Annotated in this window: 14 protein-coding genes and 1 tRNA gene; all 15 read right to left on the bottom strand. The window is 68.1% G+C overall.

Features of this window, described 5'->3' with window-relative positions:
* Positions 1–103 precede the first annotated feature (103 nt).
* Complete coding sequence (locus tag ABDJ40_RS05345) at positions 104–1,444, bottom strand: phage major capsid protein (RefSeq protein WP_347607023.1); 1,341 nt, start codon at positions 1,442–1,444, stop codon at positions 104–106.
* 162 nt (positions 1,445–1,606) lie between these two features.
* Positions 1,607–1,885 carry a hypothetical protein gene (locus ABDJ40_RS05350; RefSeq protein WP_347607026.1) on the bottom strand — a complete coding sequence of 93 codons (279 nt, stop codon included), beginning with the start codon at positions 1,883–1,885 and terminating at the stop codon, positions 1,607–1,609.
* The gene (locus ABDJ40_RS05355; RefSeq protein WP_347607030.1) at positions 1,882–2,235 is read right to left on the bottom strand and encodes a hypothetical protein; all 354 of its coding nucleotides are present in this window, start codon (positions 2,233–2,235) and stop codon (positions 1,882–1,884) included. Before ABDJ40_RS05355 ends, ABDJ40_RS05350 begins: the two co-directional genes overlap by 4 nt.
* Positions 2,232–3,416 (bottom strand): AAA family ATPase, encoded by a 1,185-nt coding sequence (locus tag ABDJ40_RS05360; RefSeq protein WP_347607033.1) that lies wholly within the window; start codon positions 3,414–3,416, stop codon positions 2,232–2,234. The genes ABDJ40_RS05355 and ABDJ40_RS05360 overlap by 4 nt, the downstream gene beginning before the upstream one ends.
* On the bottom strand, positions 3,413–3,736 hold the full coding sequence (locus ABDJ40_RS05365; RefSeq protein ID WP_347607036.1) for a hypothetical protein: 324 nt from the start codon (positions 3,734–3,736) through the stop codon (positions 3,413–3,415). The genes ABDJ40_RS05360 and ABDJ40_RS05365 overlap by 4 nt, the downstream gene beginning before the upstream one ends.
* A gap of 110 nt (positions 3,737–3,846) precedes the next feature.
* Positions 3,847–4,011 carry a hypothetical protein gene (locus ABDJ40_RS05370; protein WP_347607040.1) on the bottom strand — a complete coding sequence of 55 codons (165 nt, stop codon included), beginning with the start codon at positions 4,009–4,011 and terminating at the stop codon, positions 3,847–3,849.
* Positions 4,012–4,049: 38 nt separating this feature from the next.
* Positions 4,050–4,283 (bottom strand): helix-turn-helix transcriptional regulator, encoded by a 234-nt coding sequence (locus tag ABDJ40_RS05375; RefSeq protein ID WP_347607043.1) that lies wholly within the window; start codon positions 4,281–4,283, stop codon positions 4,050–4,052.
* A gap of 40 nt (positions 4,284–4,323) precedes the next feature.
* The gene (locus ABDJ40_RS05380) at positions 4,324–4,878 is read right to left on the bottom strand and encodes a hypothetical protein (protein WP_347607046.1); all 555 of its coding nucleotides are present in this window, start codon (positions 4,876–4,878) and stop codon (positions 4,324–4,326) included.
* 125 nt (positions 4,879–5,003) lie between these two features.
* Positions 5,004–5,270 (bottom strand): hypothetical protein, encoded by a 267-nt coding sequence (locus ABDJ40_RS05385; protein WP_347607049.1) that lies wholly within the window; start codon positions 5,268–5,270, stop codon positions 5,004–5,006.
* Between the two features lie 357 nt (positions 5,271–5,627).
* Positions 5,628–5,792 carry a hypothetical protein gene (locus ABDJ40_RS05390; RefSeq protein ID WP_347607052.1) on the bottom strand — a complete coding sequence of 55 codons (165 nt, stop codon included), beginning with the start codon at positions 5,790–5,792 and terminating at the stop codon, positions 5,628–5,630.
* A 180-nt stretch (positions 5,793–5,972) separates the two neighbouring features.
* Positions 5,973–7,214: a tyrosine-type recombinase/integrase gene (locus ABDJ40_RS05395; protein WP_347607055.1), complete on the bottom strand. Its 1,242-nt coding sequence runs from the start codon at positions 7,212–7,214 to the stop codon at positions 5,973–5,975.
* A 205-nt stretch (positions 7,215–7,419) separates the two neighbouring features.
* Positions 7,420–7,494, bottom strand: a tRNA-Arg gene (locus ABDJ40_RS05400).
* A 90-nt stretch (positions 7,495–7,584) separates the two neighbouring features.
* The gene (locus tag ABDJ40_RS05405; RefSeq protein WP_347607059.1) at positions 7,585–11,775 is read right to left on the bottom strand and encodes a translocation/assembly module TamB domain-containing protein; all 4,191 of its coding nucleotides are present in this window, start codon (positions 11,773–11,775) and stop codon (positions 7,585–7,587) included.
* Positions 11,772–13,640, bottom strand: coding sequence for an autotransporter assembly complex protein TamA (locus ABDJ40_RS05410; protein ID WP_347607063.1), 1,869 nt, complete (start codon positions 13,638–13,640; stop codon positions 11,772–11,774). Before ABDJ40_RS05410 ends, ABDJ40_RS05405 begins: the two co-directional genes overlap by 4 nt.
* Positions 13,637–14,824 (bottom strand): vWA domain-containing protein, encoded by a 1,188-nt coding sequence (locus ABDJ40_RS05415; protein ID WP_347607066.1) that lies wholly within the window; start codon positions 14,822–14,824, stop codon positions 13,637–13,639. Before ABDJ40_RS05415 ends, ABDJ40_RS05410 begins: the two co-directional genes overlap by 4 nt.
* Positions 14,825–14,864 lie beyond the last annotated feature (40 nt).

The following is a 14,864-nucleotide window of genomic DNA, read 5'->3' on the forward strand; positions in this document are numbered from 1 at the left end:
AGCGGTGTCTGCCATGGGTCCGAAAGGGCCAGCCCGGCATGAGAACCCGGGCCAGCAAGCGGCGCAAGCTATGGCAGGCAGTCTCGCCTGCGCCGCAATCTCGTCAGGCCTTGATGCCGGTGATCACGGCGAAGGCCGCCGGGTACAGCACCGCGAAGTCAGCGCGGCAGTGGCACATGAAGGCCAGCTGGCCGTTGCCGGCGAAGACCTCGGACAGCAGTTGTACGCTGAGGCTCTCGCGCAGCATGAGTGCCATCTTGGTGAAGTCGCCCAAATAGATCTCGGTGCAGTCGTTCGAGGTGCCCACGGTCAGGTTCGTGGGGATCTGCCTGGTACTGAGCATCGGCAGATCGGCGATCAGCGAAGGGCGGCTGAGGGGCTGCCCCGTGCTGTCGGCCAGGCCGGCGAACTTCACCAAGCTGCGCGGCGCCATGATGGCCGCGGTGGGCATCGGCGCATCGGCATTCAGCAGGGCCTGCACTGCGCTGAGCAGGTTGGCATAGCTGGTAGGCGAAGCGCCATTGGCGCCGTTGGTGATCGACTGGATGCCGGACGTGTTCAGGATGCCGCGCGGCTGGGGCGCAGTGCCAGTGCCGCGTAGGCCGGCCCGGTCCAGCTCCTTGGCCATGGCCTGGCCGATGGCCGTCAGCAGTGCCTGCTCGATGTTCGGCGAATCGGCCAGCAGCTCACGGCTGATCTTGAAGAAGAAGCTCAGCGACTGGGGCACCACCTGAGATGCAGAGAACACCGGATCAGACTCAGCCACCGCGCCGTTCTCAGCTCGCCAGGCCGCAGTCGGGACACCGCTCACGATGGCCGTGGTGTAGCTCTTGGCGCCATCGTTCAGCGGGACCACCGGCATGCCGGCCTGCAGCAGCGAGCTCGCTGGCACCAGGGCGCTGAGGATTTGAGGCATGACCACGCTAGGCAGAGTGAAGCCGCCCGAGGTGTTGGTGCCTTCGCTCAGTGCATTCCGGACCGCGGGTGTGGTGGGCATGTTCGCCACGCCGCGGAAGAAGTCGCCGAGCGAGATGCTCTCGCTGCGAGAGTTGGCGGCCTTGCCGCGGTAGTACCCATCAATGTCAGCCGCATTGCGCAGGACCTTCATCGGCTGCCCCTTGGCATTGCACCAACCGGTCGAGTCCTTGCCTCCCCGGCCCTCGAGCTGCTCGATGCCATCCAGCATCGATTCAATCGATGCGACCACCGTGGTTGCATGGCTGATTGCGAGCGACTCGTCCTCGGTCATCTCGCGGACACCCATGTCCTCGACCAGACGGTTGAGCGCGCGACGCATGGTCTTGCGCTTCTCATGCAGTTCGGCATCGGTGCCGCCTGCGCGAATTTCGCCGGCTCCGGGTTGGCCCAGCTTCGCGCAGATGGCGCGCCAGGCGTTGTGGGCCCTGACCTCTTTCAGTGCTTCGGGATTGATGTTTCGTTCCATGGTGAAACCTTTCAATGGGGCCTGGCGCAAAAGCGAAAGCGCGCGCAAGCCGGGTTGTGATTACCTGCTCGACGCGCGCTCACCCGTGGGGTTCACCGCAATCCGCCCCGGCAGAATCAGACCGTTGGTCTTTAATCGCGCGGGATGAGCGCGAGTCTATCATCAGTGTTTTGCGTTGTGCAACAGCTCGGCCGCTTCGCGCTCGGCCAACATGCTGTCGCGCAGCCGGTGGATGACCATCTGGGCCACCATCAGACCGAGGAGCCGCGCACCCTCGGGCCTGCCTGCCTGGGTCAGTGCTGAGACAGAGCCCAGCAGCTTGGGCACAAGGTCAGACTTGAATGAAGGCGGCAGACCGCCGTCCAACGCGTCAGAGAGAAAGGCTCGGACCGTTTCGAGGTCTTGCTCGTGCGGGTTCTTCGTGGCTTGGTCGTTCGTCATCGTGTTTCCTTCAGAGAGCCCTGGCGGGCGGATTGGGCGACCTGCTGCAGGTGCTGGATCAAGTCGGGCAGCAGGTTCTCGGGGGTATTGAGGACATCGCGGGCCATGTCGTCCCGGGCTTCGTCGGTGTCGCCGTGCAGGTCACAGACCACCGCCGCGGCAGTCAGGGCCTCCGCCGTCAGTCGTGACTCAGCCAGGAACTGGCCAATGGCTTCGCGGTGCGGGCGGAGCATGGGCAACAGCACGTCGATGGCCGACCTGGGGCCGGACGCCATGACCGCACCGGACCCGTCCAGCGACAGGCGGACGCCGCGGGCGTTGGCCCGCAGGATCAGATGGGCCGGCGTCACAGCAGCACCTCTTCTTCGGTGTCGAGCTCCGAAGGGAGCGCCGAAGAGTGTGAAGAGCGCATGTTTCTTTGTTTGCTCCCTTCGCTCCCTTCGTGCTCCCTTGGGGAACTCAGCGCCCAGATCCAGCCTCCTCGCAGACCGTCTTTGCGCTTCTCCACACCGATGCGATTCGACGCTCGCTTGGTCTGATCCCAGGAGTACCCGGCGCCGTCAGCGTCGGCCCTGATGGCCTGCACCGGCAATGGCCCGTCTGCCAGCAAGGCTCGGAGGAACGACTCGACGTCTTGCGCCTCGCCATCGTTGTTGTCGGCCTCCACCTCAGCCAGGAGCTCGCGGGCGGTGCCTGCGATGGCCGCACCCCAGCTGATGATCGAGGCCTGGATGCCTGGCAGGGCGTCCAGCTGCTGATGCTCGATGCTGTACTCAAAGCCACCTTCGTCCGGGCCGATGTTGGACTTGGACCGCACCAGGATCCGCCGGTCCTTGTCGTCGCTGTCGCCCTGAACCTTGGCCGCGCACAGCACCACCCGGGCCACCGCGCCGAAGGCCATGGAGCCCACCACGCGCTCGGTCGGGTCGCGGCCGGCCGATCCCTTGCTGAAGTGCGAGATGCCCAGCACAGCTGCCCGAATGGCTGCGCCCAGGTCCACGATGGGCTGCAGAGCTCTGCGAACCTCGGTGGCCTTGTGGCTGTCGCCGGCCACCGCGGAAACCACGGGATCCACCACCAGAAGGCGCACATCACCGATGCGTTCAGCCTCGGCAATCAGCTGCTGCATGTCACGCGCCGGGTCGAAGGGGTGGGCCTCGCCATCCACGCGAGTGGCGGTGATGAAGTAGACGCGGGATGCATCGGCGCCCATGGCGAGCAGGCGCGGCAACAGGGTGTCTGCCGGATCGTCCTCGCCGCTCCAGACCAAGACCTTTCCAGCAGAGCAGCGGCTGCCATCTGGCCAGCGTCCGCCACAGGTGACGGTGGCCGCCATGGCCAGGGCCAGCGTGGTCTTTCCCTGCCCCGGCGCGCCTGCCAGGATGTGCAGCTTGCCCAACGCCAGCCAGTCCTTCCAGAGCCACGCAATGGGCTCGGGGCGCAGATCCGCGCCGCATGTCAGCACCACCCCATCGGTGAGCTGGACGGGGAGTTGGCGCACCGGCGGCGTGTGAATCGCTTCGTCGCTCATGCGCGAACCTCCCTGTAGAGGTTTTCGATGCGGTTGCAGGCCTGGGCCAGGCGCTGGCGATCTCGATCGGACAGGGGCACGCCATTGGCCAGGTTGCCCGCAGCAATGGCGGCGAACTCGGCTTCGAACTTGAGCGCGCGCAGAGCCTCTCCGGCAGAAAGCAGGCCCCGGTGCCAGCGCTGCGCGGGATGATGGGGAGCGTTGAGACGCTCGGGGAAAAGGTCGGAGATGTCCAGGCCCAGGGCCGAGCAGATGGCTGCGGGATCACAGCCGCCAGCGAAGCACTTCAGCAGCACCGTGCCGGAGTCGGCCTCAGCCACGGAGAGAGCCACACTGCGCTCGGATGTCTTGCAGGCAGGGCATGGGCCACGCCATCCGTTGCCGTTGCAGCGCATCCGGCCGTGCGCACTGAGAAACATGTCGAGGGCGCTCATGCGTCACCGCCGATGCGCTGCAGGAACTGGCGCACGCCGCTCAGGTCGCTGAAGTGGGCCGTGCGGTCCCAGCGGGAGACGAGGAAACCACCGCATGAGAGCTCATGCAGGCTGAAGCCTTTGAGAGCAAGCATGGCCTGCAGGGTGGCGAACGCCTTCAAGTCCAGCTCCGCCTGGACAGCTTCAATGGCCGGGGCGCTCATTGGGCCGCCCGTTGAGCTTGGATCCAGGCCCGGACATCGGCGGCCTGCCAGCGGGTGCAGCGCGTGCTCAGACGCACTGGAGCTGGAAAGGCGCCGGCAGCAAGCCGGCGATAGATCGAGGCCCTGGAAAGGCCAGTGGCCAGGGATACGGTGCTGATTCTCAGCAGCGCGTCCTTCATCTGCAGGAGGTCAGGGGCAGGGCCCTGGGTGTTGATAGCTTCTGCGCTCATATTCGCCTACGTGGTTCAACGTGAGGCGAATGGTTGAGCGTCAGGGAATATCGGTCACTGCAAGGAAATCGCGCAGTTTTTGAGAGTAATGCTCTGGCTTGTCGCGCACCGAACGTGCCAAGCGCTGTCGGTCCGTTGACAGCATGGGGGCCGGCCTCACTTTGGCGAGCTTTCTGCAGACTGCCCAGACGGCTGGCTCTGACAAGCCAAGACCATCTGCAACTGCACGGACTGCTTCAGACTTTGTGGTGACGCTTGCCAGCTCTGACACCGCGCACAGCACCTGCACATCGCGGTCTAGAGTGTCCCCAGCAGGGCGGCCGCGTCGCTTTTCGTAGCCAATTTGGGCTAGCGCTTCGTCAATGGATCCGCCGTGGTTTACCGCGTCGTTCAAGGACAGCAGCGCGTCGCCCAGCCAGTGTTCCAATGCCGGCGAAAGGGCGTGGCCTTCACTGACCTGCGTGGATGCAAGGAGTAGGGCGGCTTTGCGCGATTCAGGATCGCCATCAAGGGCGCCGGCAAGGATCTCCCGCTCGTGTTCGGTTGATTGAGAAAGCAGTAGCGGAGCCAGTGCTTTGAAGCGTTCGAATGCCATGCCGTGCGCCCGTGACTGCAGAGTCTCAAGGCGAGACGTGATGTCCAAGCACCGTTGACTTCAGGCCTGCCTCGAAGATCAGGCGGACGCGTTGCTCTGAAAGTGCTTGGCGTCTTACAGCAGCCTCATTCATGGCGTTGCCCCTTTGCTGACAGCTTGTTGAGCAGTGCGGCTTTGAACTTCATTGCGGACGGATTGCGACGGCGCTCTTTGGACCAGTCAGTCGGTGCGACAGCTGCATCTCGAATGCAGTTCTTTCGCTCGATTGCAATCCATGGGTTGATGACCTCACCGCTTCCCGTAATCGTGATGTACAGCCTCATAGGCTTGTATTCATGGGCCGGCTCTCGCCTCAGTGCTTCCGCGATGCGGCTATTTATCAGGCCCTTCATTCCTTACTCCTCTGGGCAGCTGCGCGCTCCGCCGTGTAGTTGACTGGCGCCGGCCGGTCCAACATCTCTTCCTCTCTCGCCTTGACGTAATTCTTGTGCCACACGTGCCGTTCATCAGAAGGAGGGAAGCAACCACGCCAAAGCGATGTTGCGACCCATTTATCCGAGCTCAGATCGCATGCTTCTACGTCGGCCTGCAAAAGCGAGCGCGCTGTACAGCGCTTCAGCAGCGCACCGAGGAGAGGGTGAAGGTTGCTGGTCAACCTGGGCAATTTCGGAAGCCGCGCATCTGCGTAGTGAGCAAGGTCCAGCGCCCTTTGGGCCGCCCGCACTGCCGCCTGCTTGTCCTGGGCACTCTTATGCGACATGAGCCACCTCCGGCACCGCTTCGCCAGCCATCGGCCTCACCGCTGCCTCAATCCGGCGGGCGCAGGCGATGATTGCTTCAGCAAGGGGGAACACCTCGGGAGCAGCTGTGCTCTCAATCAGGATGTCCGCGATCTTGGTAATGGACTCGGACATGATGTGCGCCTCAAGCATCGCGGAGCTTGCACGCTTCATCCAGTCGGCGGGCACACTAGCCGCTGGCAGTACAGTCTGGGGAGCCATATTCACCTCTCCAATAGGTCGGTTGTGGTCAGGGCCTGGACAAAGTTGCCGCGATGTCCAGGCCCGAATTGCCTGATGCCGTCAGGCACGGTGTTAGGCGGCCTTGAAGGGCACCACCTGTCCGCCGGCTTTGATGCGGTCCAGGTAGTCGGCCCAGACCTGCATCAATTGCTTGCGCTTTTCCATGAACTCGGCACGGTCGTAGGCGGCGCCCAGCGGGCCAGACTTCGAGTGCGCGAGCTGCGCCTCGATCACGTCCGGGTCAATGCCAGCGATGTGCTCGACCATGATGGTGCGCGCCATGGCGCGGAAGCCGTGGGCGGTCATCTGGTCCGAGGAATAGCCGAGGCCGCGCAGCGCGGCATTGATGGTGTTCTCGCTCATGGGCTTCTGCCCAGTTCTCAGGCTGGGGAACACCAAGCGCCCATGGCCGGTGAGCTTCGCCAGGTCGCGCAGGATGGCCACAGCCTGGGTGGCCAAAGGCACGAAGTGAGGGCGACCGTTGACCTTGCCAGCCTTGGTGCGCTTCATCGCCTCCGAAGGGATCGTCAGCAGGGCCTTGTCTAGGTCGATCCAGGCCCATTCAAGGGATCGGATGTTGCCGGGGCGCTGGAATAGCAGGGCTGACAGTTGCAGGGCGGCGCGGGTGCTGGGTTGTCCGCTGTAGCCTTCAATGGCGCGGAGCAGCTCGCCGGCGCGGGCTGGCTCGAGCACCGCGGCCATGTGCTTGACCGTGTGAGTCTTGAAGGCGCCCACCAGATCCCGGGCGGGATCAGAGTCGCACTTGCCGGTGCGGATGCCATGGCGGAAGACCTGGCCGGCGAACTCGCGAAGGTCGCGCACCAACTGGGTCGCGCCGCGGGACTCCACCCGGCGGAGTGCCTCCAGCAGCAGGGGGGCGCTGATGTCGCGTAACGGCAGGGCGCCGATCCAGGGGAAGAGGTCCTTCTCGCAGCAGCGCAGCCATTGGGCCGAGTGCGTGTCGCTCCAGTCCTCGGCCTTCAATGCGTGGTACTCACGGGCCACTGCCTCAAAGGTGACGGCGCTGGAGGCGGCCGCAGCCAGCTTCTTGACCCGCCGGGCCTGGACGGGATTGGCCCCAGCCTGGCGCTCCTTGCGGGCATCGTCGCGTGCCAGGCGAGCGGCTTTCAGACTCACGTCCGGGTAGCTGCCCAGCGCCAGGCGGGACTCCTTGCCGTCGGGGTAGAACTTCCAGAACCACCGCTTGCTGCCCGATGGCGAGACCTCCAGGTACAGGCCGGCGGAGTCCGTCAGCCGGCGGCGCTTCTGGTCAGGTGGGCATGTGGCGTTCTTGCAGGCGACCTCAGTCAGCATGACTGTCTCCGGGCTCAGGCTCCCGAGGCGCCGGGGAACAAATCACCCGCTTCGCCCCAACAACCTTGTTTGTTCCCCGGAATGTTCCCCGGTGCAGCCCGAGATGTAAAGAGACGTCCTGAGGCGCTCAGACATGAAAAAAGCCGCTAAGTGCTTGATTCACTTGGCGGCTTCGGACGTTGTGAGATGTCATGATATTTTGAAATGGTCCCCCCGACAGGAATCGAACCTGTATCTGCCGCTTAGGAGGCGGCCGTTCTATCCATTGAACTACGGGGAGCACCGGCCCGCGCCGCGTGAGGCGGTGAGCGAAGCGGCGCGGATTGTCGCATGAGTGCGAGGGGGGGCCGGCGAGACCCTCGGCCAGGCCTCACTGCCAGCGCCACTGCCAGATCAGGTCCAGGGCGCTGTCCTCGCCGCTCTGGGCACGCAGGGTGAAGCGCTGGGCAATGCGGTAGATCAGCTGCCAGCTGCCGGTCGTGGCGTTCAGCCCCCGTTCATAGCCCAGGTAGACACGCTTGGAGAGCTGCTTGCCCACACGGACGATGGCACCGCGGGTGTCGTCCTGGGCCCCCTGGGACACGGACAGCTCGTCCAGCCCCAGGTTCTTCATCAGCTTGCCCGAGGCCGATTCGCCCTCGCCGCTGAGCAGGGCCAGGGCGGCTCGCTGCAGGAGGGCGGTGTCGGCTCGACCCAGCTCGTCGGGGCCACGGCCCAGCAGCAGCCAGGAGAGCTTGTCGGTCTCGGGCAGCTCGGGTTCCGAGAAGAGCTTGATGCGCGGATTGATGGCGGTGCCGCCCACGGTCACGCCTACGCGGATGTCGGTGTTGGGCCGCACGGCCAGCACGTCCAGGCGGGGGTTGTCCAGCACGCCGGTGAAGAGGATCTCGCCCTTTTCCACGGTCAGCTTCTGGCCGTAGGCGTCGTAGGTGCCGCCCTCGGCACGCACGGTCCCGACGAGGCTGGGCTTGCCGTCCCGGTGCTGCAGCTTGAGCTGGCCCGTCAGCCGGGTGTCCAGGCCACGGCCACGCAATTTCATCTGCTCGCCCAGGTCGAGGTCCAGCTGAACGGCAATCTTCATCGGCGGGCTTTCGTGCCGCGCCGCCACGGGGGCCGCGACAGGGCGGCGCACGCGCACGTCCTCGTCCAGCGTGGGCGCGTCGCCCTTGCTGAAGTCGAACAGGCCTTCGTCGACGCGGAAGGCGCCCTGCACGTCCACGCTGGCCGGCGTCAGGTGCAGCTTGCCCTGGCCGCTGGCGATGATGCGGCGGTCCACGCGGGTCAGCAGGCCGAACTTCTCGGCCTGGAGGTCCAGGCGCAGGTCGGGCTGCGCGCCCAGGTGGGCCTCGCCGCTGAGCCGGAGCTCGCCGTCGGCGGCATGGGCGCTGAACTGCTGCAGCCGCGCCTGGCTGCCCTCGAGGGACAGCTGGAAACGGGTGTCCCGCACGTCCACGCCCAGCAGCGGGTTGCGCACGGCGAGGCCCTCGCCCTGGGCCAGGCCGCGCAGCTGCGGGTCGCGCAGGGTGCCGCCCAGCATGAAGCCCGCGGTCATGGCGCCGCTGACCCGCCAGCCGGCGGGGATCCAGCCGCCCCAGGTGGCGAGGTTGGCGACATTAGCCTGCACCGTGCCCTCCAGCGGCGCATCCAGCGGCGGCAGCAGGGCCTGCGGGTCGGTGCGCGTGATGAGGGCGCCGCCCAGGCCGCCGAGGTTGGTGCCCGCCAGGGCCTGGGTCAGGGACCACAGGCCCTGCCGCGCCTGCAGGCGCAGGCCGAAATCGGTGAGGCCCAGTCGCTGCACGCCGCGGTCTTCGGTCACGCTGAGGTCGCCGCTCTGGCGCTTCAGCTCGAAGCTGAGGAGGGTGCCCTGGCGGGTATCCAGCTGCAGATGGCCGTCGACCAGCAGGTCGCCGCCCCAACCGAAATCGGGCTGGGCCTTGGCCAGCAGGGGGGCCAGAGCCAGGGGCTCCAGCTGGGCGTCCACCTGCAGGGACAGCGGGGCGCCGCTGTGCTGGGGCGCCTGGTAGCGCACTTCCTTCCAGCGCACCCGCGCCTGCCCGCCGGCCAGGGTGGCCCGGCCCTCCTGCAGCTCGGCGCTGAGCAGCCGGGCCTCGGGGCTCAGGGCCAGGCGGGCCTGCAGGGGCTCGATCTGCAGCCAGGGGTCCTGGCTGGTGCTGGGCAGCGGCCGCAGCCGGGCCTGCTGCAGGCTCAGGCGCCAGTCCAGCGGCTCCGGCGCACCGGACAAGCCCCAGGGCAGGGCGTTGAGCTGGCCTTCCAGCGCCAGCAGCAGGGCTGCGCCGGGCTGGGGCGGGTCGCCGGCCGAGCTGCTCAGCGGGCGGCCCTGGCCCTGCAGCTGCAGCTGGTGGCGTGCCCAACTGCCGCTCAGGCGGGCCTGCAGGCCTTCCAGCTGCAGGGCGCGCTGGCCCTGGGCGAGGCGCAGCGGGCCGGCCTCCAGGTTCAGGGCCAGGGTCTCGCCCAGGCCGGTGCCCAACTGCCAGTTCAGCTTGCCCTGCTCCAGGCCCAGCAGGCGCCCGGGCTCGCGCACCAGCAGCTTCTGCAGGCTCAGCTGGCCCTGGCTGGTCCAGCTCCAGCGGGTGGAGGACCGGGCGCGAGGGCTGGTGGAGGGCAGCTCCTGGCCGCGTAGCGTCAGGTCGCCCTGCAGCCCGCCGTCCAGGCTCATGCCGGGCGTGAGGGCGGCCAGCAGCGGGTCGAGGGCGGCCAGGCGGGGCCACTGCACCTGCAGCCGGGCCTCGGGGCGGCGGTCTTCCAGGCCGAGGACTTCCCCGTGCAGCTGGTTGCGCTCTTGCTCCAGGCTCAGCAGCAGGCGGGCAGGCTGGGCGTCGCGCAGGTACTGGATCTGGCCCTGCAGCGGCTGGCCCGCCCACTGGCTGGGCAGCAGGCGCAGGCTGGCCTCGCCCTGGGGCCAGGGGCTGCCGGCGCTGCGGTGCAGCTGGGCCCCCAGCTGCAGATTGAGGCTGTGCGGCGCCGTGGCGCCGGCCGCGGGCTTCCACAGCAGGCCGGGGTCCAGCTGCTGGCTCTGAGCCTGCAGGCTGGCCTGCCAGTCGCCCTGCTCCTGGCGTATCCACTCGCCCTGCAGGCTGGCCGTGGCCTTGCCGGCGCTCAGCTCGGCGCGGTGCAGTCGCAGGCCCTGCTCACCCAGCTGGGCCTTGAGCTGCAGCTGGGGCGTGGCCAGGGGCTTGCCGCCGGAGGTGGCCAGGCGGGTGCTCAGCTGGCCTTCCAGGTCCAGCCAGGGCAGGGGCGGCGGCGTGGCGGGCTTGCGTTCGCCCTTGGGATCAGCCTTTGGATCGATCTTCGCGGCCGGCGGTGCCTCGCGGCGCAGGCGCAGCTGGCCATCGAGGGCCAGGGCCAGCAGCTGGCTGTGCAGAGCGTCCAGGCGCAGGCCGTTCAGGTGCAGCTGCAGGTCCGAGGCCTGCTCAGGGCTGAGCCGGCCCTGGGCCTGCAGACTGCCGGCCGCCTGGCCCTTGGCATCCACCAGGCCCAGCTCCAGGCTGCGGATCTGCAGGGACTGCCACTGCGACGGCGCGAACTGCAGGTCGGCCTGCAGTCGGCCCAGGGGCAGGCGCTGCTGGTCCCAGGGGCCGGCCAGGGCGTTGCTGATCTGGCCCTTGAGGTCCGCCGGCTTGTCCCAGTGCTGGGCCTCCAGGGCCAGCTGGCCGCTGAGGGCGGTGCGCGGCCATTGGGGATTCAGTGCAGCCAGGTCGAACTGCTTCAGCGTGGCCTGCAGGCCGGCCAGGGGCCAGTCCGCCATGGGCTTGGCCCGGGCCTGGAGCGCCACGGACTGGCCGGCGGCCTTGAAATCGAGCGTGAGGGCGTGGTCCAGCAAAGGGCCCTGGGCCTGCAGCCGGGCCTGCCAGTCGGGCCCCTGCGGCAGCTGGCCGCGGGCATCCAGGCTGGCCTGCAGGGTCATGGGCCCCTCGGCCTCGGCCCGCAGCCGGCCCTGCAGCTGCACCGCCTGCCACTGCAGGGAGCGCAGCTGGAGCTCGTGAACCTGCTGCTGCCGGGCATCCAGCTGGCCCAGGCTGACGGTGGCCTGCAGGCGGTTCAGCTGCACATTCGCCGTCGGCAGGTCCAGCTGGCCAAGCTCCAGATGGCCAATGCTCACCGACAGCGGCAGGCGCAGGTCGGTGAGCGGCGCGCCGGGCTTGTCAGACGGCGTCCAGCGGACCTGGAGGCGGTCGGCGCGCAGGCTGTCCGCCTGCAGCCGGGCCCAGAACTGGGGCGAGTCATGCCAGCCCAGGCGCAGGCCCTGCCAGCGCAGGCCGTCGAACTGGAGGTCGGTGCCGCCGGGCAGATGAAGGCGCAGCTGGCGGGCCGAAAAATCGCCCAGCAGGCGGCCCTGGGGCGCATCGGCGCTGATGAGGTCCGGCGCCTGGCGCAGCAGCCAGGCGGTGCCGGTCTCGGTGCCCATGAGCCAGACGCCGCCCAGCGCCGCGGCCCCCAGCAGGCTCGGCAGGACCAGGCCCCAGGCCAGCCAGCGGCCCAGGCGGCGCTTCGCCGGCTTCGGGGGGGCGGCCGGGGCGGGGGTCTTGTCGATGTCGCTCACAGGGCGATCCCCACGCTGAAGTGCAGGCGCCACTTGCCGGTCTGATGCGCACGCGCCAGATCCAGGCGTAGCGCGCCCACGGGGCTGCGCAGCCGGGCGCCGACGCCATAACCCACCACCGGTCGCAGGGACTGCCAGCTGTCGGCCACGTTGCCGGCATCGACAAAGGCGGCTCCCCACAGCATGGGCAGGCTGTCCATCACGGGGCGGGCGAGCTCGACGCTGCCCGTCCAGAGCTTGCGGCCGGCGCTGAGGGGGCTGCCATCCTCCTTGTCCACGCCCAGGCTCTGGTAGGCGTAGCCGCGCACGGAATCGTCGCCCCCGGCAAGGTAGAGCATCTTGGCGGGCAGGCCCACGCGATCGCGGGCCATGATCTGGGCGAGGTCGGTGCGGGCGCTGAAATGCCAGCCCGAGGGCAAGGGCTTGAAGTACTCGATGCGCAGCCGGGCCCGGCCGAAGACGCCGCTGTCCTGGTTGGGGGCGTTGTTGTCGGCGCGGCCGGCACCCAGCAGCAGCTGGGCGGTGTAGCCCTGGGTGGGGAGCAGCAGGCTGTCCAGGCGGCGGCGGGTCCATTGCACATTGCCCGACCAGGCGCCGGAGCGCAGGGACTCGCCCGCCTCGCCGGACTCGATGGAGCGCAGCATCTCGGCGAAGACTAGGCGCTCGTCATGCCCTGCCTCGCGCAGGCGGCCGAGACGGGCACTGAGCGTGCGGATGTTCTTGTCGTTGTTGAGGTCCTGCTCCCACTGCAGCGAGCCCAGGTTGCGCTGCATGTCGGGCTGAGGGTGGGAGCTCAGCTCCAGCTCCGCCTTGCGCAGCAGCTGGCCCAGCTGGAACTTGCTGCGAGCACGCAGCGGCAGGCCCGCGGGCAGGCGGTGCAGGTGCTCGACGCTGGCGTTGTAGCCGTTCATGGCGCTGTAGCCGATGCCCGTGGTGGCCTGCTGGCGCGGCGCCTCCTTGACCCGTACCCGCACCGGCACCGCCGCGGCCTGCGCGGCCTCGGGCTGGATGTCCACGGTGACGCCGTCGAAGAGCTGGGTGCGCAGCAGGCGCTCCTGGAAGTCCAGCAGGGCCTGCTCGGAGTAGGGCTCGCCCGCCTCGTAGCCGGCCAGGCGGCGCACGGTGTCTTCCGACTGATGCATCAGGCCTTCGATCTGCAGGCTGCCCAGGCGGAAGAGGGGGCCGCTGTCCAGGCTCAGCTTGAGGCTCACGAGATGAGCTTCGGTGTCCACGTCGGCCTCGCTGGCCGCCCATCGGGCCAGCGGATAGCCCTGGGCGCGCGCCCGGGCCAGCACCTCGGACTTGGCGGAGGCCCAGGCGGCCTGGGTGAAGGCGCGGCCCTTGCCCAGCGGCCACAGCTGGCGCAGCTCCGCCTGCAGGGCCAGGGCCCGGGGCGACTCGGGCTGGCCGGCCTCGGCATCGAGCTCGCCCTGGAACTGCAGGTCCAGCTCGCCCACGACGCTTCGCGGGCCGGGGTCGACGATGAGGGTCAGGTCTTGCTGGGTGTGGTCGGCGTTGGCCTGGCGCTGGACCTCGACATGGGCGTCGAAGTAACCCAGCGTCTCCAGCAGGCCACGCGCCTGCTCGGGCGCGACGGCCGCCAGGCGGTCCAGCTCCACCGGGCTGAGGCTGTCGCTCTCGGCGATCTGCTGGAAGCGCGCGAGGTCCAGGTGGCGTGCGAGCAGCTCCTGCACTTCGCCGCTGGCACGGATGTCCAGGCGGTAGGCGGCCTTGACGCGGGCGCTGCCGGCCTCCGGCGGCCGAGGCTTGCCGCCCAGCGCCTCCTGAAGCCCGCCCAGCGTGCCGCAGGCGCTCAGCAGCAGGCTCAGGCCCAGGGCCGCGAATGCGCGCAGGGCCGCCCTCATTTGCTCAGCAGCCGCATCGCCGACTCCAGCCCCGTGATGGAGAGCGGGAACATGCGCTGGTGCATCAGCTGCTGGATGATGGAGATGCTCTGGCGGTACTGCCAGACGCCCTGGGGCTCGGGATTGATCCACGCGTATTTCGGGAAGGCATGCGTGAGCCGCTGCAGCCATTCGGCGCCGGGCTCCTCGTTGTTGTACTCGACGCTGCCGCCGGGCTGCAGGATCTCGTAGGGGCTCATGGTGGCGTCGCCCACGAAGATCAGCTTGTAGTCCTTGTTGTACTTGCGGATGACGTCCCAGGTGGGCATCTTCTCGGCGAAGCGGCGGCGGTTGTTCTTCCACATGAAGTCGTAGACGCAGTTGTGGAAGTAATAGAACTCCAGGTGCTTGAACTCGCTCTTGGCGGCCGAGAACAGCTCCTCCACGCGGTGGATGTGCTCGTCCATGGTGCCGCCGACGTCCATCAGCAGCAGCACCTTCACCTTGTTGTGCCGCTCGGGGATCATGCGGATGTCCAGCATGCCGGCGTTGGCGGCGGTCTTGTGGATGGTGTCATCGAGGTCCAGCTCGAGCTCCGAGCCCTCGCGGGCGAAGCGGCGCAGGCGGCGCAGGGCGACCTTGATGTTGCGGGTGCCGAGCTCGAGGTTGTCGTCGTAGTCGCGGTAGGCGCGCTGGTCCCAGACCTTCACCGCGCTGCGGTTGCGGCCGCGGTCCTGCCCGACGCGCACGCCCTGCGGGTTGTAGCCGTAGGCACCGAAGGGGCTGGTGCCGCCGGTGCCGATCCAGCGGTTGCCACCCTCGTGGCGCTCCTTCTGCTCCTCCAGGCGCTGACGCAGGGTTTCCATCAGCTGCTCCCAGCCCAGCTTCTCGATCTCGGCCTTCTGCTCGGGCGTCAGTTCCAGCTCGAGGTGCTTGCGCAGCCATTCCTCGGGCAGCTCGCGGGCGAAATCGGTGAGCAGCTCCACGCCCTTGAAGTAGGCGGCGAAGGCGCGGTCGAACTTGTCGAAGTGGGCCTCGTCCTTGACCAGGGTGGTGCGGGCCAGGTAGTAGAAGCGATCGACCGTGGGGCCGCCGTCCTCGGCGTCCAGCACGCCCAGCTTGAGGGCCTCGAGCAGGGTCAGGTACTCCTTCACCGAGACAGGCAGCTTGGCGGCACGCAGGGTGTAGAAGAACTGGATCAGCATGGCAGGCAGTGGGAGTCTCGCGGTGATTATCCACAGAGCA

The organism is Roseateles flavus (assembly GCF_039872765.1).
In the GTDB taxonomy this organism is placed as follows: domain Bacteria; phylum Pseudomonadota; class Gammaproteobacteria; order Burkholderiales; family Burkholderiaceae_C; genus Roseateles_B; species Roseateles_B flavus.

Excerpts from the sequence above, each read along its gene's own strand:
- ABDJ40_RS05345 (WP_347607023.1), bottom strand. The coding sequence starts at position 1,444 with ATGGAACGAAACATCAATCCCGAAGCACTGAAAGAGGTCAGGGCCCAC.
- ABDJ40_RS05390 (WP_347607052.1), bottom strand. The coding sequence starts at position 5,792 with ATGTCCGAGTCCATTACCAAGATCGCGGACATCCTGATTGAGAGCACA.
- ABDJ40_RS05350 (WP_347607026.1), bottom strand. The coding sequence starts at position 1,885 with ATGACGAACGACCAAGCCACGAAGAACCCGCACGAGCAAGACCTCGAA.
- ABDJ40_RS05395 (WP_347607055.1), bottom strand. The coding sequence starts at position 7,214 with ATGCTGACTGAGGTCGCCTGCAAGAACGCCACATGCCCACCTGACCAG.
- ABDJ40_RS05385 (WP_347607049.1), bottom strand. The coding sequence starts at position 5,270 with ATGAAGGGCCTGATAAATAGCCGCATCGCGGAAGCACTGAGGCGAGAG.
- ABDJ40_RS05375 (WP_347607043.1), bottom strand. The coding sequence starts at position 4,283 with ATGAGCGCAGAAGCTATCAACACCCAGGGCCCTGCCCCTGACCTCCTG.
- ABDJ40_RS05415 (WP_347607066.1), bottom strand. The coding sequence starts at position 14,824 with ATGCTGATCCAGTTCTTCTACACCCTGCGTGCCGCCAAGCTGCCTGTC.
- ABDJ40_RS05360 (WP_347607033.1), bottom strand. The coding sequence starts at position 3,416 with ATGAGCGACGAAGCGATTCACACGCCGCCGGTGCGCCAACTCCCCGTC.
- ABDJ40_RS05410 (WP_347607063.1), bottom strand. The coding sequence starts at position 13,640 with ATGAGGGCGGCCCTGCGCGCATTCGCGGCCCTGGGCCTGAGCCTGCTG.
- ABDJ40_RS05380 (WP_347607046.1), bottom strand. The coding sequence starts at position 4,878 with ATGGCATTCGAACGCTTCAAAGCACTGGCTCCGCTACTGCTTTCTCAA.